At 47.7% G+C, this 18,973-nt stretch carries 17 protein-coding genes and 1 other RNA gene; 15 read left to right on the top strand and 3 right to left on the bottom strand.

Features of this window, described 5'->3' with window-relative positions; translation table 11 throughout:
• The first annotated feature begins 32 nt into the window (after positions 1-32).
• The 10 genes from glyQ (at position 33) to rnpB (ending at position 10,773) form a co-directional block, all read left to right on the top strand.
• The gene (gene glyQ, locus ACN6MW_RS01220; protein ID WP_364149231.1) at positions 33-920 is read left to right on the top strand and encodes a glycine--tRNA ligase subunit alpha; all 888 of its coding nucleotides are present in this window, start codon (positions 33-35) and stop codon (positions 918-920) included.
• A complete protein-coding gene (glyS, locus tag ACN6MW_RS01215) occupies positions 913-2,994 on the top strand; it encodes a glycine--tRNA ligase subunit beta (RefSeq protein WP_419873872.1) in 2,082 nt (693 codons plus the stop codon). The genes glyQ and glyS overlap by 8 nt, the downstream gene beginning before the upstream one ends.
• A gap of 27 nt (positions 2,995-3,021) precedes the next feature.
• Positions 3,022-3,837, top strand: coding sequence for a pyruvate, water dikinase regulatory protein (locus ACN6MW_RS01210; RefSeq protein WP_419873871.1), 816 nt, complete (start codon positions 3,022-3,024; stop codon positions 3,835-3,837).
• A gap of 79 nt (positions 3,838-3,916) precedes the next feature.
• The gene (locus ACN6MW_RS01205; protein WP_364149769.1) at positions 3,917-4,387 is read left to right on the top strand and encodes a YaiI/YqxD family protein; all 471 of its coding nucleotides are present in this window, start codon (positions 3,917-3,919) and stop codon (positions 4,385-4,387) included.
• A 41-nt stretch (positions 4,388-4,428) separates the two neighbouring features.
• Positions 4,429-6,282 (top strand): DNA primase, encoded by a 1,854-nt coding sequence (dnaG, locus tag ACN6MW_RS01200; RefSeq protein ID WP_419873870.1) that lies wholly within the window; start codon positions 4,429-4,431, stop codon positions 6,280-6,282.
• 18 nt (positions 6,283-6,300) lie between these two features.
• Positions 6,301-7,431 carry an RNA polymerase sigma factor RpoD gene (rpoD, locus tag ACN6MW_RS01195; protein ID WP_053376806.1) on the top strand — a complete coding sequence of 377 codons (1,131 nt, stop codon included), beginning with the start codon at positions 6,301-6,303 and terminating at the stop codon, positions 7,429-7,431.
• Between the two features lie 123 nt (positions 7,432-7,554).
• Positions 7,555-8,391, top strand: coding sequence for a hypothetical protein (locus ACN6MW_RS01190; RefSeq protein WP_419873869.1), 837 nt, complete (start codon positions 7,555-7,557; stop codon positions 8,389-8,391).
• Positions 8,391-9,164, top strand: a complete 774-nt coding sequence (locus tag ACN6MW_RS01185) for a tRNA (adenine(22)-N(1))-methyltransferase (protein WP_419873868.1) — start codon at positions 8,391-8,393, stop codon at positions 9,162-9,164. Before ACN6MW_RS01190 ends, ACN6MW_RS01185 begins: the two co-directional genes overlap by 1 nt.
• Positions 9,140-10,261, top strand: a complete 1,122-nt coding sequence (locus ACN6MW_RS01180) for a Nif3-like dinuclear metal center hexameric protein (protein ID WP_419873867.1) — start codon at positions 9,140-9,142, stop codon at positions 10,259-10,261. Before ACN6MW_RS01185 ends, ACN6MW_RS01180 begins: the two co-directional genes overlap by 25 nt.
• 105 nt (positions 10,262-10,366) lie before the next feature.
• Positions 10,367-10,773, top strand: an RNA gene (gene rnpB, locus ACN6MW_RS01175) — RNase P RNA component class A.
• A 65-nt stretch (positions 10,774-10,838) separates the two neighbouring features.
• On the opposite strand, the gene ACN6MW_RS01170 is transcribed toward rnpB, so the two are convergent.
• Positions 10,839-12,686, bottom strand: coding sequence for a S8 family peptidase (locus ACN6MW_RS01170; protein ID WP_419873866.1), 1,848 nt, complete (start codon positions 12,684-12,686; stop codon positions 10,839-10,841).
• A gap of 183 nt (positions 12,687-12,869) precedes the next feature.
• Between ACN6MW_RS01170 and ACN6MW_RS01165 the strand changes: the two genes are divergently transcribed.
• The 3 genes from ACN6MW_RS01165 to ACN6MW_RS01155 are packed head-to-tail and all read left to right on the top strand — an operon-like array spanning position 12,870 to position 14,056.
• Positions 12,870-13,370: a YpuI family protein gene (locus ACN6MW_RS01165; RefSeq protein ID WP_364149218.1), complete on the top strand. Its 501-nt coding sequence runs from the start codon at positions 12,870-12,872 to the stop codon at positions 13,368-13,370.
• 53 nt (positions 13,371-13,423) lie between these two features.
• A complete protein-coding gene (locus tag ACN6MW_RS01160) occupies positions 13,424-13,633 on the top strand; it encodes a DUF1540 domain-containing protein (protein WP_419873865.1) in 210 nt (69 codons plus the stop codon).
• A gap of 6 nt (positions 13,634-13,639) precedes the next feature.
• Positions 13,640-14,056 (top strand): DUF4190 domain-containing protein, encoded by a 417-nt coding sequence (locus ACN6MW_RS01155; RefSeq protein ID WP_419873864.1) that lies wholly within the window; start codon positions 13,640-13,642, stop codon positions 14,054-14,056.
• Positions 14,057-14,102: 46 nt separating this feature from the next.
• On the opposite strand, the gene ACN6MW_RS01150 is transcribed toward ACN6MW_RS01155, so the two are convergent.
• Positions 14,103-14,732 (bottom strand): GTP pyrophosphokinase, encoded by a 630-nt coding sequence (locus tag ACN6MW_RS01150; protein WP_419873863.1) that lies wholly within the window; start codon positions 14,730-14,732, stop codon positions 14,103-14,105.
• Between the two features lie 158 nt (positions 14,733-14,890).
• Here ACN6MW_RS01150 and ACN6MW_RS01145 point away from each other — a divergent pair, with 158 nt between their 5' ends.
• Entirely contained in the window at positions 14,891-15,679 is a 789-nt protein-coding gene (locus ACN6MW_RS01145) for an ABC transporter ATP-binding protein (protein WP_419873862.1), read from the top strand.
• Positions 15,670-17,991 carry an alpha/beta hydrolase family protein gene (locus ACN6MW_RS01140; protein ID WP_419873861.1) on the top strand — a complete coding sequence of 774 codons (2,322 nt, stop codon included), beginning with the start codon at positions 15,670-15,672 and terminating at the stop codon, positions 17,989-17,991. The genes ACN6MW_RS01145 and ACN6MW_RS01140 overlap by 10 nt, the downstream gene beginning before the upstream one ends.
• A 51-nt stretch (positions 17,992-18,042) precedes the next feature.
• On the opposite strand, the gene ACN6MW_RS01135 is transcribed toward ACN6MW_RS01140, so the two are convergent.
• A complete protein-coding gene (locus ACN6MW_RS01135) occupies positions 18,043-18,759 on the bottom strand; it encodes a queuosine precursor transporter (RefSeq protein ID WP_419873860.1) in 717 nt (238 codons plus the stop codon).
• Positions 18,760-18,973: the final 214 nt, after the last annotated feature.

Below are 18,973 nucleotides of genomic sequence, written 5' to 3'. Positions count from 1 at the left end.
CAGAATACAGAGGAAGAAGGAGAGGATCAGCAATGAATTTTCAAAAAATGATTTTAACGCTGCAGCAATTCTGGGCTGAACAAAATTGTATTTTAGTACAGCCTTATGATGTGGAAAAGGGTGCCGGCACGATGAACCCTATGACGTTCTTGCGTTCGATTGGTCCTGAGCCGTGGAATGTCGCTTATGTGGAGCCATCCCGTCGTCCAGCAGACGGCCGTTACGGTGAAAACCCGAATCGCCTATACCAGCATCATCAATTTCAAGTTATTTTGAAGCCTTCGCCTGACAACATACAGGAGCTGTACCTGGAAAGCTTGAAGCAGCTCGGTATTGATGCCAATGACCATGATATTCGTTTTGTAGAGGATAACTGGGAATCACCGACGCTTGGCGCGTGGGGTCTCGGCTGGGAAGTTTGGCTGGATGGCATGGAAATCACGCAATTTACGTATTTCCAGCAGGTAGGCGGCATTGACGCTAATCCTGTTGCCGTCGAGATCACTTACGGCATGGAGCGGCTCGCTTCTTATATTCAAGAGAAAGAGAACGTATTCGATTTAGAGTGGGTTGAGGGCGTAACCTACGGCGACGTTTTCAAGCAGCCTGAATATGAACATTCCAAATATACGTTTGAGACATCCGATACGGCGATGTTATTTTCCTTGTTCAATATGTATGAGGAAGAAGCGAAAAAAACAATGGAGCATCACCTCGTATTTCCGGCGTATGATTACGTTCTGAAATGCTCGCATACTTTTAACCTGCTCGACGCGCGCGGCGCGATCAGCGTGACGGAAAGAACGGGCTATATTACGAGGGTAAGAAATTTGGCGCGTGCCTGCGCCTCAACCTATTACGAGGAAAGAGAACGTCTAGGCTTCCCGTTGCTGAAGAAAGGAGTGGAGCAGCATGACTAGAGATTTTTTGCTTGAGATTGGACTAGAGGAAGTTCCGGCTCGGTTTGTTCGCGGAGCTATGAATCAGCTTAAGGATAAAACGGTAAAATGGTTGTCGGATTCGCGTATTGAGCATGGTGCCGTGAATGTTTTTGCGACACCTCGCCGGATTGCGGTTCTGATTCAAGACGTAGCTGAGAAGCAGTCTGATATGAATGAAGAGGCAAAAGGACCATCCCGGAAAATTGCCCAGGACGACCAAGGCAATTGGAGCAAAGCGGCACTCGGATTCGCCCGCAGCCAAGGCGTAGAACCCGAGCAGCTCTATTTCCAAGAACTCGCAGGCGTGGAGTATGTTTATGCGAATAAAAGCAGCGTAGGCGCTGAAACGGCTGCTGTTCTTCCTGAGGGCTTGCTTTCGTTGATTACATCCATGTCATTCCCCAAAAATATGCGCTGGGGCAGCCATGAACTGCGTTTCGTAAGACCGATTCGCTGGCTTGTGGCGTTATTTGGCCAAGATGTCATTCCGTTTGAAATTACAGGCGTTCAGACTGGCAACGTATCACGCGGACATCGCTTTCTTGGAGAGGATACGACGATTCAAGAGCCTGCACAATACGTGGAGCGCTTGCGCGAACAGCATGTTATTGCAGACGTAAGCGAACGCGAAGAGCTAATCGTCGCTCAAATTGACCAGCTTGCGAAGGAAAAGGGCTGGGAAATCGCAATCAAAGAAGATTTACTGGAAGAAGTATTATTCCTGGTGGAATATCCTAATGTTTTATTTGGCGGCTTCGATCCGGCGTTTCTCCATATTCCGCAAGAGGTGCTCATCACATCCATGCGCGAGCATCAGCGGTATTTCCCTGTTTTCAACGGAGAAGGACAGCTGCAGCCGTTTTTCGTTACCGTCCGTAACGGCGATCTGAAATCGATTGAACTTGTTGCCAAAGGCAACGAAAAGGTGCTGCGCGCAAGGCTTTCCGATGCAAAATTTTTCTATGAGGAAGACCATAAACTGACAATCGAGCATGCGCTCTCCAAGCTAGAGAATATCGTTTACCACGAAGAAATAGGCTCAGTTGCCGACAAGGTCAGACGTATTCGCGCGACAGCCGACCTATTAAGCAAGCATTTGCAAATCGATGAGCAGCAATCCCAAGATATAAGCCGTTCTGCGGATATTTGCAAATTCGATCTCGTATCGCAAATGGTTTATGAATTCCCTGAGCTTCAGGGCATCATGGGCGAAGATTACGCTCTTAAAGCAGGGGAGCGCCAATCGGTAGCGAAAGCCATTAATGAGCATTACCAGCCGCGCTTTGCCGGCGATCTGGCGCCGTCCGAATTAACGGGAGCGATCGTAAGCTTGGCAGACAAAATCGACACGATAGTCGGCTGCTTCTCCATCGGGATCATTCCGACGGGCTCCCAGGATCCGTATGCGCTCCGGAGACAAGCAGCGGGAATCGTTCAAATTATTTTGGCACACTCCTTAAAGCTTGAGTTAAACGATTTGTATGATGCTTCGTTGGCTGTTCATGAGAGCCGCGGGTTGAAACGTGCAGCAGCTGACATTCGCAAGGATCTTTCTGATTTCTTTGCGCTTCGCGTCAAAAACGTGCTGTCCGAACAAGGCGTTCGTTACGATGTCGTTGATGCGGTTATGGCGTCAGGCTTCACGGATTTGAAATCGACGATCGAGCGCGCTAACGTCGTTCAGTCATTGGCAGCAGGAGAGGACCGCGCAGACTTCAAACAAACGGTTGAGCAGTTTAACCGCGTGAGTAACCTTGGCTCCAAAGCGGCTGCAACGACGGTGAATGCCGCTTTGTTTAGCGAGCAAGTAGAAACCGAGCTATATGAAAAATGGCTGCAGCAGCGTCCGGTGTTCAAAGAGGCAGTGGAAGCGGGAGATATCTCCAAAGCGGTTCATACTTTGTCAGCTTTGAAGCCTTATATTCATACCTATTTTGAAAATGTCATGGTCATGGCGCCCGATGAGGCCGTTCGAGCGAACCGTTTGTCAACGCTCGCTGGAATCGCAGGGGATATCGCAGTTGTTGCAGATTTCTCGAAGCTGGTCTGGTAATAAATGAAGTCGGGAGGTTGATGGAAAATGTCTCGTTTAAATCCGGAAGTAATCGTCTATGTCGTATCCGATGCAGCTGGTGATACGGGTGAGCTTGTCGTACGCGCAGCTATAGCACAGTTTCATCCGCTCCATACGGAGATTCGCAGAGCTCCTTTTATTACCGAGGAAGCAGGCTTGCAGCGAATTATTCAGCAGGCAAAGCAGGTCGATGCCATCGTGATCTATACGCTAGTCATCCCCCATCTCCGTGACAGCATGAAAAAGCTAGCCGAGACTGATCATGTCGCTGCTATCGATCTTTTGGGTTCATTTATAGAAACGCTTGAAATGCGAACTGGCCGAAAATCCCGTCAAGAACCTGGACTTAACCACGTTCTTGACGCGGATTACTTCCGAAAGGTTGAAGCGGTCGAATTTGCGGTTAAATATGATGACGCAAGAGATACTTCGGGTGTACTGAAAGCCGATATTGTATTAGTAGGAGTGTCGCGAACGTCCAAGACCCCCTTGTCCATGTACCTTGCCCACCAAAAATTCAAAGTGGCAAATGTACCGCTTGTGCCGGAATTAAAGCCGCCGGAAGAATTGTTTAAGCTTCCTAAGCGCAAAGTAATTGGACTTACGATCGGTGTTCCTTATCTGAATACCATTCGTAAGGAACGGCTCAAAGCGCTTGGTTTGCCGAATAATGCATCCTATGCTACGACTGACCGTATTGAAAAAGAGCTTCTCTATGCCGATAACATAATGAAGCAGCTCGGATGCGTAGTCATTGACGTTTCGCACCGTGCGGTTGAAGAAACGGCAAGCTTAATTATGGAATATGTACGCATGCCTTAAAGGCGCCGGAAGGATTTTTTACAGTTATGCCGTATATAATAATATAGGACAAGAATTTGAAATCGAGCGGTGATCATCTATTCGGAATGAGAAACCTACTATTGTAGTCGACGCGGATGCATGTCCGGTAAAAACTGAAATAGGCGAAACGGCAAGACAATACTCGGTACGGGTGCTTATGGTTGCTTCACATGACCACAGGTTGGAGCCTCAGCCAGGCGTAGATATTGTACAGGTTGACCGGAGCAATCAATCCGTCGATTTGTATATCGTTAACCATATCGCACGCGGAGATATTGTTGTCACGCAGGATTTCGGGCTGGCTTGCATAGCTATCGGCAAGGGCGCAATCGTCTTGTCACCTAGAGGAGAGCAGTACACGGACGATAACATTGATTATTTGATGGAGCGGAGACATGAGCTGGCTAAACGACGCCGCACCGGAGGCAAAACAAGAGGGCCAAAAGCGATGAATAACGACGATCGTGATCGTTTTCAACAAAAGTTGACAAAAGTTTTGCGAAATGAGCAGGAGAACCATGACGTATAGCGAATATTATTTACGTGTTACTAGGATGAAGGTGATGAACGATGACATACGGTAATAAAATACCGGAAGAGGTCATTGATGCGGTACGCAAGCATTATGACATCGTAGAGACGGTCGGGAAATATGTTCATCTCACGAAGCACGGCAAATATATGAAGGGGTTATGTCCGTTCCATTCGGAGAAGACTCCCTCGTTTACAGTGACGCCGGAGCTCCAAATTTACCATTGCTATGGCTGCGGGAAGGGCGGAAACGTCATTCGATTTTTTGAGGAAATGGAAGGCTATTCGTTTCCTGAAGCCGTTCGCGTGCTGGCTCTCGATGCAGGCATGCCCGTTACTTGGGCCTCGCCTGACGGAAGCAAGCCAACGCCGCATGATGCTGACCGGGCCAAAATCATTGAAGCGCATGAGCTTACGCTCAAACTTTACCATCATGTGCTCAATAATACGAAGCAAGGTCAGGCCGCAAAGCAATATTTGCGGGAGCGGGGACTTAGCGATAAGCTAATTGATCATTTTATGATTGGTTATGCGCCAGAGGAATGGGACTTGCTCGCTCGTTTTTTAAGGAACCGGGGCTTTGATCTGGCACTGATGGAAAAAGGCGGGTTGCTTTCGGCAAAAGCTGACGGGAGTGGATATGTGGACCGGTTTCGCAATCGCATCATGTTTCCGATTTGGGATCGAGACGGCAAAGCTACCGCGTTTGCGGGTCGCATTATAGGCGAAGGACAGCCGAAATACTTGAACACGTCAGAAACGATGCTTTTTACGAAAAGCAGAACACTTTACAACCTGCATTATGCGCGGCCGGCTATCCGAAAAAGTAAGCAGGTCGTCTTGTTTGAAGGCTACATGGATGTCATCAAATCATGGAGCGCAGGCGTGAAGAATGGAATAGCGACGATGGGCACGGCTTTAACCGAAGAACATTGCGCCATTCTGAAACGCCAGGCCGAAGAGGTCATCGTGTGTTACGACGGTGATGACGCAGGACAAGCAGCAGCATTCAAATCAATTCCGATGCTGGAGAGCGCAGGCTTGAGGGTATCGGTGGCGATGCTTCCGAAAGGAAAGGATCCCGATGATTATATAAGCGAATACGGACCAGAGGCGTTCTTGCGGGAGACGATGGACCAGCCTGTTTCCGTAACAAAATTTAAGCTTATATATTCAAGGAAAAACCATATACTGCTAAAAGAAGAAGGTAGAAAGAACTATCTGCTTGAAGCGGTACAAATTGTTGCGGAGCTTGATTCATCCACGGAACGCGAAGTCTACTTAAAGGAAATTTCCCGTGAGTTCGATATCTCTCTTGACGCCTTAAAGCAGGACTGTCATCAAATCAGGCAGGAGCTGCAAAAAAAGAAACCGCAAGGGGATAATAACGACAATTCGTGGAATAATGGTAGGAATGAAAAGCCCCGAAAGTCCGGTCCGCCTACTCTTATGCCCGCTTACACGCATGCAGAACGAAGGTTGCTGCATGTTATGATGCGGGATCGGGATGTAGCTCAGGCGGTTCATGAACGATTGGGTGATGCGTTTAATGTTGAGGATCACGCAGCTCTTGCTGCTTATTTATACGCTTATTTTGCTCAAGGCTATGATCCGGATGTCAGCCGTTTTATTGCAACGCTGCATGACGACCGATTAGAACGCGCAGCTGCATCGATTCTGATGATGGACGGTGACTTCCCGTTCGACGATACAACGATGGATGCTTATATTCAAGACATTATCAAAGTTCCGCAGTATCGGGATATTGAGCGCAAGAAAGAAGAAATGGTGCGTGCTGAGCGTACCGGAGATTTTTTGGCAGCAGCACAAATAGCAAGTGAGATTATAACCCTAGAGAGACAGCTTAAAGGTCGACAGGAAGATCGTTTCTAGGGGGGAGGGAGTCGGAACATGGCGAATGATCAACATACTGAACTAGATACCGAACAAAAACTGGATCATGTGAAGGATCAATTGATCGAACAAGGCAAGAAGAGGTCTTCTTTGACGTATAAAGAAATTATGGATAAGTTGGCTCCGTTCGATCAGGATCCTGAACAAATTGATGAATTTTTCGAACAGCTCGATGATTTTGGGATTGAGGTACTGAACGAAAACGATGAAGAAAATCCACTCGCTGCCCAAGGGGAAGAGCAAGAGCGTGAGCAGGACGACTTTAATTTCGATGATGATCTTGCATTGCCGCCAGGTATCAAAATTAACGATCCTGTACGGATGTACTTAAAAGAAATAGGCCGGGTTCCGCTTCTTTCAGCGGATGACGAGGTTGAGCTTGCACAGCGGATTGAGAATGGCGACGAAGAAGCAAAACGGAGATTGGCGGAAGCTAATTTACGGCTCGTAGTCAGTATTGCAAAACGCTATGTCGGCAGAGGCATGTTATTCCTTGATTTAATCCAAGAAGGGAATATGGGCCTTATCAAAGCGGTTGAGAAGTTTGACCATCAAAAGGGCTTCAAATTCAGTACTTACGCGACATGGTGGATTCGCCAAGCGATTACTCGCGCCATTGCTGACCAAGCTCGGACGATTCGTATCCCCGTTCACATGGTTGAGACCATCAATAAGCTGATTCGGGTTTCTCGTCAATTGCTTCAAGAACTTGGGCGCGAACCGACTCCGGAGGAAATTGCTGCAGAAATGGAGCTAAGCACGGAAAAGGTTCGGGAGATCATGAAAATTGCCCAAGAACCAGTTTCGCTTGAAACTCCGATCGGGGAGGAAGATGATTCTCATCTCGGAGATTTCATCGAGGATCAAGAAGCGCTTGCACCTGCTGATGCCGCTGCGTATGAACTTCTTAAGGAGCAGCTTGAGGACGTGCTGGATACGCTGACCGAAAGGGAAGAAAACGTACTTCGTCTCCGTTTTGGACTTGATGACGGACGCACAAGAACTCTTGAAGAGGTTGGCAAGGTATTCGGGGTTACGCGTGAGCGTATCCGTCAGATTGAAGCTAAGGCACTTCGCAAGCTTCGTCACCCAAGCCGGAGCAAACGGTTAAAGGATTTTCTCGAATAAAAACTTTATGATAAACATATTGACCTTTCTGCTCGTGCAGCGAGGTCTTTTTTCTAAAGAAAGAACCTTATACATAAGGACTTGCGCCCGAGCAGGTCGGGACCGAAAGGATAGCTGGATTTTATGAATCAGGACCGTCGGCAAATTATCGTGAAAGAAATCGAGCATTGGCGGCGAAGCAAGCTGCTGCCGGATCAGTACTGTGACTTTCTAATGAATTTATACGCAGATCAAGATACGGTCCCTGCAGGCAAACAACAGCAGCATACGGTAGGGAAAGCCATTGCTGCCATACAAAAGGCAACAGGGCTGCAATGGTTCCTTACATTTGGAACTTTTACCTTAATTTCCTTTGTTGTGCTTTATTTTAACGAATTTCATCCGTTATTGCAAATGGCCGTCGTGGCTCTTGGGACGGTTGTTTTTTTACGTATAGGCCAGCGGCTTCGGAGCCGGAATGAGGCAGCTGGATTAGCAATTACAAGTACGGGCATGCTCCTTCTGCTGGGCGGAGGGCTCCACATGCTCAATATTCACGGCCTTGATCAATGGGGCTGGAAAACAGGGCTGCTGGCATTTAGTTCGCTCTTCTGGATCGTATATGGGATAGCAGCGCGTATACCCGCTTTGCATTTAAGCGGCTGGCTTGCGGGAATACTTGTTTATGCGTGGCTGCTGTCACAATTTATGGTGGATTCGAAATGGTATGAAATTCAGCTGTATTGGCTGCCTATTGCTTGTTTGTTTGGATGGGGTTCTTGGTTTGTACACCGCTGGTCAAAGCCGGTGTCCGCCGTTCTTTTCGTAACATGCGCATTGGTATGGTTTATGCCTGAGCTGTATTCGGTCATGTTCCTGGATGAAGCCATTTGGCTGCAGCTGCAGCTAATAGCCAAAATAGCGATTGGCGGCGGAATATTATTCGCAATGCGAAAACAATGGATGGTGTGGGTTGTATAATGTTAAAACTATCTAAACGTCTGCAGAAAATTGCGGACTACGTAACCATTGGAGCACGCGTGGCGGACATTGGCTCCGATCATGCGATGCTTCCTGTCTATTTGCTTCAGAGCGGCAGATGTCCTTCGGCAATTGCGGGAGAATTAAACCGAGGCCCCTTTGAGGCGGCAAAAAAGCAGAGTGCTGACGCAGGCCTTTCCTCGCGATTGACGGTTCGCCAAGGCGATGGTCTAAATGTATTAGAATCTGGTGAAGCGGATACCGTTACAATTGCCGGTATGGGCGGAAGCTTAATGAGTGACATTCTGGAGGCTGGCAGATTGGCCGGGAAGCTGGAAGGCGTCACTGAGCTCGTACTGCAGCCTAATGTAGGCGAAGAAGTTGTGCGTCAATGGCTTCTCAAGCATCATTGGTTTTTAACGGCTGAAAGCATTCTTGAAGAAGACGGCAAAATTTACGAGGTGATGCATGCTGTACGCGCGGAGGATGCTGATTCGCGGAGCAGCGAGCTTTACAACGGCCATTTTTTGGCGCTTTCATTTGATAAAAAGGTACTGTACAAGGTTCTGATGCAAATGGGGCCGTATCTTCTACGTGATCCGCAGCCGGCCCTATTCAAAAAGTGGCATCATGAGTTAAATAAGCTGGAGCGAATTTGTGAACAGCTTGCAGGATCAGATCTCGCGGAATCTGCGGTTAAGCGCGAGCAATTTCTTACGGAAATGCATGTGATTAAGGAGGTTTTACAATGCTTGCGCACGGACAAACCGTAATACAGCTCATGGAACAGCTCGCTCCAAAGCATTATGCGGTAGAGAATGATAAAATCGGTCTGCAGCTAGGCACATTGAATAAACCGATCCATAAAATTCTTGTTGCACTGGATGTTACCGATGCGGTAGTCGATGAAGCGATCGAGCTTGGCGCTGAGCTCATTATTGCTCATCATGCCATTATATATCGTCCGCTGGCGAAGCTGGATACATCGACCGCAGCAGGCCGTTTATATGAGAAGCTTATTAAAAATGATATCGCGGTCTATATTTCGCATACTAATCTAGATGTAGCCGACGGCGGGATTAATGACTGGCTGGCTGACCTCGTTGGAATATTACCGGAAAACCGTCAGAGTCTTGAGGAAGTCCATACCGATAAGCTATACAAGCTTGTCGTATTTGTGCCCGAGAGTCATCATGAGCAAGTGCTGGAGGCTATATGGCGAGCGGGAGCCGGTGAAATAGGCAATTACAGCAATTGCAGCTTTAACATCAAAGGCACGGGAACTTTCGTTCCTGGAGCCGGAACGAATCCCTACATTGGAGCGGAAGGAAAGCTTGAGCATGCGGCTGAGATTCGGATCGAAACGATCGTACCGCACAGCATCCACCGTAAAACCGTTCAGGCCATGCTTAAAGCCCACCCCTATGAAGAGGTTGCTTACGATCTTTACGCCATGGATTTGAAAGGACGTTCATTTGGCTTAGGGCGAACCGGTAAATTGGCGCAGCCTACAACGCTTGGCGAATTAGCGGAGCAAGCGAAAATCATTTTCGGCGTTCCTGCTGTCCGAGTGGTTGGGCCGCTTGATCGTGTCATACGCAAGGCGGCCGTACTTGGCGGCTCTGGCGCAAGATATGTGCGGCATGCGATTTTTGCTGGAGCGGATGTGCTTATTACGGGAGATATTGATTATCATACCGCACATGATGCCCTTGCAGCGGGGATGACGATCATTGACCCTGGCCATAACATTGAGAAGGTCATGAAGCAGAAGGTTGCTGATTGGTTGAATAAGCAGCTAGAGGGCACCAAGACGGAAACGAAAGCCGTTGCTTCATCATTGAATACGGAGCCGTTTACTTTTGTTTAACGGTTTTCCGCCGGCGCTTTACCGACTTTTAAAGAATATCGGCGCTGGAAGTTGTTTCAGGGTTGAGCTTTTGTAAAAATACTTGTATACTTAACGATGCCAAGGAAAGTTTGACAGACAATCGCTGGCGGCCTTGTTGCCGCGAGAGGAAAGTCCGGGCTCCGTAAGGCAGGATGCTGGATAACGTCCAGTCAGCGCGAGCTGAAGGATAGTGCCACAGAAATGGACCGCCGATGGCCGGCTTTTAGCCGGCACAGGTAAGGGTGGAACCGTGGTGTAAGAGACCACGAGGAGCATAGGTGACTACGTTCCTGGTAAACCCCATCTGGAGCAAGACCGAGAGGACGCCGCAGCCCCTAAGCTGCAGCCTTAGCCTGAGGCGCGTCCGGGTTGGTTGCTGGAGCCGTACAGTAATGTGCGGCCTAGATAGATGATTGTCGCTTCATCGTGGGAGGGTCGTTCCCGTTTGGACCACCAGAAGTACAGAACCCGGCTTACGACAAACTTTCCGCACGATAATACACAAACAAAGAGCACCCATCGCATGCGATGGGTGCTTTATTGTGCTTAGAAAAGGTCATTTCGCATATTTGGAAACAATGCGATCCAATCTTCTTTTCACTTGATCGGGGTAGGTTTGCAAAGTACCGCCGAATTTGGATGCGGCTTGTAGCGCTTTATCGATATCAATCTCGCCATAACCGAAATTATCGTCTTTGCCTTCGGCGCCCAAGTCGACCGCCGATTTCCTCATTAATTCCATGACTTCGACGTTAGTGAGCTCCGGATTGACGGAGCGGATCAGGCCTGCCAAGGCAGCCACATGAGGGCTGGCCATCGAAGTGCCGGACAATGCGGCGTACTGGCTACCGGGATAGGTGCTGGCGATACTGTCCCCCGGCGCTGCGACATCGATGTAATCGCCATAGTTGGAGAAGGATGCTTTTTCGTGATTGCTGTCCGTGGCCGCTACTGCGAAAACTTCCGGATACGCAGCAGGATAGCCCGGGCGATCCGTATTATCATTCCCGCTTGCTGCGATCATAACGACATCATGCTCATAAGCATATTTTATGGCGTCATGCAGAAAGTCTGCTTGAGCATAGTTACCTAAACTCATGTTGATGACCTTGGCGCCGTGATCCGTTGCCCAAATGATGCCTTGCGCGACGGAATAAGTCGAGCCTGCGCCGCTGCTGTCGAGTACTTTGACAGGCATAATTTTGTTGTACCAGGAAAGCCCGGCTACGCCTTCGCTGTTATTGACGGTTGCGCCAATGATACCTGATACATGAGTACCATGTCCAACGTCATCATCCGGTTCGGCTTTCTCATCGACGATATTTGTCCCCTCAATAAGTTTACCCTTCAAATCGGGATGATTGCTTTGCACACCCGTGTCAAGAACAGCAATGATTACCTTATCATTGCCTTTGGAGATACTCCAGCCTTTTTCCGTTTCAATATTAGGCAAATTCCATTGATATTCCGAGTAAAGAGCGTCGTTCGGTTTAATGGAAGCGGATGTTTCATTCGTCAAATATAGGTAATGAGGCTCCGTATATTCCGTATTCCATGTTTGCTTGAAATATTTAACGAGCTGGTCGGTCTCCAAATTTCTTGAACGGAAGATAAATGTATCTCCGACCTGCTTCATCGATTCCGCATTGATGTCTCGTTTGACGCGCTCCAGCTCGGAAGCCGATAGCGGCTTAGTAAAATGAACGACCACATCGCGAACATGGTAATGGCTGGCGTTTCCGTTATCTTCGCCATTTTGAACGGTCGTATCGATCGTTGAATTCGGCAATACCGATTCAATCTTATAATTTCCTTCGGCGGGATAAGGGACTAATCTGAGGTTGCGCATCTGATGCTTCTCGACTGATTTTAAAATATCCTGCTTAATCACTCCGACAACGCCGATGCCGACATGCTTGGAATCGGGGACGCCGAGTACCATATAACGGCTGCCGTCCTTAGCGGCAAAAGGAACAGATTCGTATTTGGCACCTTTGCTTACCTGAACTTTCGCTTCTTTCACATTGCGTTCCGCTTGTTGATTTTCTGTTACAGGCAGCTTGCCCCGGTCTACGCTTCGTTTTCCCGATATCCAGCTAATGTAGCTCATATGCATATGCTCATGCATCATATGCTTGATTTGCTGGCCAGCTTCTTCCTTCGAGCCCATGCTTGCGTTCATAAGCTTTTGAAAATCTTTTGAGCATTCCGACGCGCATAGCATAGCCGTCGCTTTCATGTCTGACTGCACGGCTGCCATTTTAAGCGTATGCTCCCGCTTGGCGGAAAAGCTTGATGCTTGCGGCACCTTTTTGACATCTTTCGGTGCGAATAAAGGGGTGGTAGGTATAAGCAGAGCTGCCAAGGCTAAAATTGTAAAGGCGCCAATCCATTTTCTACGCATGCATGAAACCTCCAATTGTTCGTTCTAGATTAGAGCAAAGTCTATATATAGGTTCGGATTCCTGAGCGGAAAATATGCGAACGAAACCGTGAATCGCCAGTACCACTTCAATGTAATTTGTGGTACGATAATAATGATTGTAGTTTTTACGCGTGTTTGGATTATGAAAGGGGAACTACCTATATGCCAACTGCTAACGTCAAAGCGCTAACTGAATCAACCCGTACAAAGCTAAAAGATGCGGTAAACCAGCTTGAACCGTTTCTGAATAACAATGCTTTGCTCCAATTAACCGGAGAGGATAATGGAGAAGAAGCCCAAACGTTTTACAAAGGCCTTTTATCCGATTTGAGACATTTATTGGTGTTTTCTGAAGTCTCGGTTGAAAAGCTGGGGGTTTTGCTCAGACGGCCCAATTTCGATACTGATTATGCGGAACGCGTATTGTATGAGGTTTACCACCATTGCGTAAGCGCGTTTTTCTATCCGAAAAACGAATGTTATTCCGAAGACGGCCGTTATGCTTATACCGGTCAGGATGCCATCCGTTTCCGTTTTAAACCAAACCGTGAATCACGCGGTATCGTACTTAGCGTTTCCAAAATATTTGAAGAGCTGCGCGACGAATTGTCCTATTACGAAAATGACTACATGACGCAGCGCCGCATGCAAGGGCAAAAATAAGGCAGAATGAATCACCTCCACTCAGGGAAACTTGATAGTGGAGGTGATTTTTTATGCCGAAAGGCGTGTCATGTAGCGTAGCCAACTGCAGCTTTTGGAAAGAAGGCAATAACTGCGGCGCGAGTGCAATCAATATTGAAATCGATCAGCACGCAGCTGTCAATCTCAATGAAGAGTTCGCTGATGGCCTAGGGTTATTCCACCAAGATCAAGCGGAGCAATCGAAAGCAACATGCTGCTTAACCTTTAAACCAAAGGAGTGATGATCGATGGGAAATTATGAAGACGATTATAAAAAATTGTTGGATGAACGAGATCGATCAGCACGCACAAGCCATCCAGTTGTGGGGACGGATCGCTTGCCTGATGTTAATGAAGAAATGGCAGCTGATTTCGCGGTCAGCAGTCCAGTGGTGCATTCGGAGCGGAGAGAAGACCGGTATGTGGAAAGATCGGAACGTACAGACGCAAGGTCTGGCGGTTTCGCGCTTGGCTGGGTATCCCTTGTATTTGCGATTGCCTCATGGTTTATTTGGCCGGTATTGATGGGAGCTACAGCGGCTGTGCTTGGCTTTATCGCATATCGGCAGGGCGCACGGGGACTCGGCGGTTGGTCTATGGCGATCGGACTTATAGCATTGGCATTAAATTTAATCATCGTGCCCTTTTATTACGCGATAACCTAAATATAAAAAGAAGCTCCCGCCGCAATTTCGGTGGGAGCTTCTATTTTTATTTTAAAGCTTGCTCGCGGTGCTTCTGCACTTCGACGTTCAATGCGAGCATCTGCCGATCCAGCAAATGGATCATGTCGGCGGAGCCTTTGAGCTGCTCCTGAATATGTGGCGGAATCTGCTCATTAAATTTATAATAGATCTTATGCTCCAAGCTGGCCCAAAAATCCATCGCGATGGTGCGGATTTGAATTTCTACGAGCACGTTCTCCGTTCTATCCGTAAGAAAAACAGGTATTTCGATAAGCAAATGAATGCTTTGGTAACCGTTAGGTTTTGGGTTAATTACATAATCCTTGAGCTCTACGACACGAACATCGCTTTGCTTGCTGATCATGTCAACGATCTGATAAATATCCGTTGAGAAGGAGCAGATGACCCGAACCCCTGCAATGTCCCGAATATGCTCTTTTGCATCCTCAAGGGTGATATCAAGGCCTTTGCGCTGAAGCTTTTGTATGACGCTCTCCGGTGCTTTGATCCTAGTCTTCATGTGCTCGATTGGATTGTAATCATGAATAAATTGAAATTCCTCGTTCAAAATATTAAGTTTGGTCTCAACGGCGTCCAGCGCAAATTTATAAGTAAGAAAAAAATGAGCCCATTGCTTTAATTGATTGGTTTTCATATGCAAGTTCACTCCTGATATAACAAATATGTATAGTTGTAGTGGAAGACATAACGGTTCCGGCTTGTTTGGAAACGTTGTATTATTATAATGGGCGATATTATTACCCAAGTCAAATTTGAAGAATGGGCATTTGTCAACAGACGGGAGAGCTGACGATGATTATAGATATTCAAAATGTTTCTTGGGAACGAAGCGACAAACAAATTCTTCGTCATATCGATTGGCAGGTAAAAGGCGGCGAGCATTGGTGTCTGCTTGGGCTTAACGGCTCCGGTAAAACGACCTTGTTGAATATGATTAACGGCTATATATGGCCGACTGAAGGAAGGATGTCGGTACTTGGCAATACCTTTGGGGAGTTTGATTTGAGGGAGCTCCGTAAAATGATCGGCTGGGTAAGCACATCCTTGCAGCAAAAGCTTTACGGAAACGAAACCGCAATAAAAATAGTGCTTAGCGGGAAATTTGCAACGATCGGGCTTTATGACCAGACGGACAAGGAGGATCATGAACGAGCCGAACAGCTGATGAAGACACTCGGCTGTACTGCATTAATGTATCGTACGTATGATACGCTGTCGCAAGGAGAGCGGCAGCGCGTATTGATTGCCCGGGCTCTGATGGCAATGCCAAAGCTGCTTATTCTGGACGAGCCTTGCACGGGCCTGGATGTATTCGCGCGCGAGCAGCTGCTGCAAATGATTGCTGCAGTGGCAAGCGGGAAGGATGCGCCAACGATTATTTATGTTACCCATCATGTAGAGGAAATATTGCCATGCTTTACAAAAACGCTGTTAATCAAGGAAGGCCAAGTTTTTGCTGCTGATGAAACTTCGGAAGTGCTGACATCCGAACTAATGAGCGATTTTTTCTCCGTGCCTGTAGAAATCGAGCGGCGAGAAGGTAGAAACTGGCTCACGTTAGCGGGTGCTTTATGGAAGTAGAAATACTGGAAGCGGAACAGCTGCAGCCGCCAATGAAAACCGGCAAGTGGAAAAAAATAAAAACATGGGTAACCGGGCGTTATGCCATGCGGAACGAACGCGACCTTTTTGTGGCCAGAATCGCGTCTGGAAGTACGGCTCTATTCGCGTCACTTGCTTTGCTTGCCGCTGTTTTAGGCATGCCAACCGGCTTTGGAACGGGTATTGATATCCTTGTTTTTTTAATGGTCAACATACTCGCATTGAAAGTGGCCGCTAAGGTGTTGTCATTCCTATACAGCCTTATGTACTTGCCCTTTCCCCGAAGGCTCTTGGCCGTATGGACGTTTGCTTCGGTCGAGACGTATCTGATTTTGTATTATGCCGAGCTCGGGGTTTTTATGGCGGTTGCCTTTTCCCTTGCTTTTACAATTACAGGTGCTCTTGCAGGCGGTTTAATGGGCTTTTTATTAAAAATGAAAATCAGGCCGCTGGGCAAGGCCGCGATCGGACTTGGTTTAGCTTTTGCGGCAGCAGCGGCCTATGTCGGTTTGGATTGGCCTGGGCCTGCTGCCGTGCCTCAAAGAGAGGCATTCCATTCGATCTCACTGGTTGGTACGAGCGGTTTGCTTGACATGCCAAGCCCTGCCGAGCCCGGACCGCTGACGTATCAGACCTTTACTTATGGGAGCGGGGAAGACAAGCACAGAAAGATTTTTGGAGACGATATCGGCATCTTGTCACGATCGGTCGATGCGTCAGCTTATATCAGCAAATGGTCAAAACTGAAAACGGGTTTTTGGGGGTTTGACCAACATGAGCTGCCCTTAAACGGACGCGTTTGGATGCCAGAAGGGGAGGGGCCTTCTCCGATCGCTTTAATTGTGCATGGGAATCATCTAATGGAGGATTTCTCTGATGGCGGATATGCTTATCTTGGAGAATTGCTTGCAAGCAAAGGAATAATCGCAGTCTCGGTTGACGAGAATTTCTTGAATTATTCCGTATGGTCAGGCATACCCAATAATGATATGAAGGTACGGGCTTGGCTGCTGTTGAAGCATTTGCAGCAAATCAAACAATTTAACGAAGAAGAAGGGAATTTCTTTAGCGGACAGGTGGACTTTGACCATGTTGCTTTGATCGGCCATTCGCGTGGGGGACAGGCCGTTGCAATGGCAGCGGATGCTGAACGCTGGTTCAAAGAGGATCAATCCTTGAAGGGCTTAAACGGCATGCATATCGAATCGGTTGTCGCGATTGCGCCAACGGATAAACAAGTGGACGATAAATCGGCGCGGTTATCGGATGTCAACTATTTAACGCTGCAAGGGGCAAGAGACGCGGACGTAAACAACTTTTACGGAGACCGTCAATACAGCCGTACGACTTTCCCGGAGCAATCGGATAAATTTAAAGCGGCGCTTTATATTGCGGATGCAAACCATAGTCAGTTTAATTCGGAATGGGGACGGATGGATGAGCGTCCGCCTGGCGGTTTGTTCTTAAATCGCAAGGAACTGTTAAAGGCTGATGAGCAGCGGCAAATTTCCAAGGTATACGTGTCTGCGTTTTTGCAAGCGACTTTATTGGGCCAAGCGGGCTACCGTCCTCTTTTCGAGGATTACCGAACAGGGTTGGAATGGCTTCCGGACACGGTGTATACGAATCGTTATGAAACCTCGGTTTTTACTGAAATCGCACGGTATGAGGATGGAAAAAGAAAAACCACGCTGAAGGATGGAGGAAAGGCCAGCGTTGCAGGTATGTCGGAATGGGAAATTACCTACGCGGAGGACCGGGACGGAAAGAATAAAGGCACGAAGGGAATTGAACTGGAATGGGAGAAGGCGGGAGCGGAATACGAATTGGAGCTCTCATCTCATACAGGCTTGAAAGCAGCAGAGTTGCAAGAAGGCAATTTGGTATTCTCTCTGGCGATCCTGGAACGCGACCTGATTTCGAGTGACGGAGACAAGAAAATTCCGGGTAACGGCGATGAGGGGAAATCGGAGCTGCCTCCTCTCCCGGGGGTTGAGATTAAGGTTACCACCGCTGAAGGCGAGAGCAGCAAGCTTTTGCTAGAAGAAATCATGCCGGTATCCCCGCCTTCCTATACGGCTTTTATGACCATCTCATGGCTCGAGGAACGAATGAAAAAGAAGAAATACAAAGAATCCACGGAACCTGTTTTTCAAACCTTCACGGTTCCGCTAAAGCAGTTTAACTCGGATGAGTCGTTAATTGAAGCAGAGGATATTAGAAGGATTACGTTCCGTTTTACGAGTGGTCCAGGCAAGGTAATGTTGGATGATATCGGTTTTATGCAATAAGATACAAAAAAAGCGGGATGCCTGGCAGTGGCAATCCCGCTTTTTTTAGCCTTATAGGGTATGGTCTTCCCGGAATGCAAAACTTCTTGCCACATATAAAAATGGTGTCGAACAAAGAGAAACGATAAATTTTATGACATATGTCGACAAGAAAATTGAAAGCCAGAGCTTGCTGTCGTAACCGGGTGCGCCCGCAAAAGCAATGGTGCAAAATATGAATGTATCTACAAGCTGGCTTACCGCTGTGCTGCCATTATTGCGAATCCAAAGCTGATTCGGCGCAGGGCATAAACGCTTAAGTACCGAATAAATCTTTACATCGAGAAATTGGCTAACCAAATAAGCACATAGGCTGCCTAACGCGATGCGCGGCATCAGTCCGAATAAAGTCTCCAATGCACCCTGTACTTGTAAAGGAAAGGGTTCGTTATGGGGATTAAAAAGGAGTGCCATCTGCATAATAATGGTCGTAGCGATCAGTGTGAAAAAGCCAAACCATACGGCCCGTTTCGCAGCTTTCTCGCCATATTTCTCATTCAACAGGTCTGAAGCCAAATAAATGGTACCGTACATCGTATTGCCGAGAGTAATGGCAATGACCATGCCGAAAGCATGGATATCAATGGTTTTGACGACTTGAATATTGGCTAGCACGGTAGCCATTCCGATCCAGGCATAAATGCCGATGCGCCCGAAAAACCGGTAAGAAAGCAGGAATAGCGTAAAATGCGCGAGCATAAAGATCGCGCCGAACCATAAATTAAACATACTGCCGTAAACCTCCTAGTTTTGATAACGCGGGAGTTTTCGAACCGCGGATTGCGCCTCAAGCGTGCCTTACGGCTTGCTTTTCTGCCTTTGTCATTATAAACGCTCCTACAGTGCCCGGCAATAACTTTTCGTTTGCATTTTCTTTGAACAGTAGAAGATGGTAAAATGGTTGATACCGTTTTAAATGCGGTACATGAATGATTTGAGCAGC

The organism is Pristimantibacillus sp. PTI5 (genome assembly GCF_048572955.1).
Lineage (GTDB): Bacteria > Bacillota > Bacilli > Paenibacillales > Paenibacillaceae > Pristimantibacillus.
This window is presented reverse-complemented; position numbering and strand designations above follow the sequence as displayed.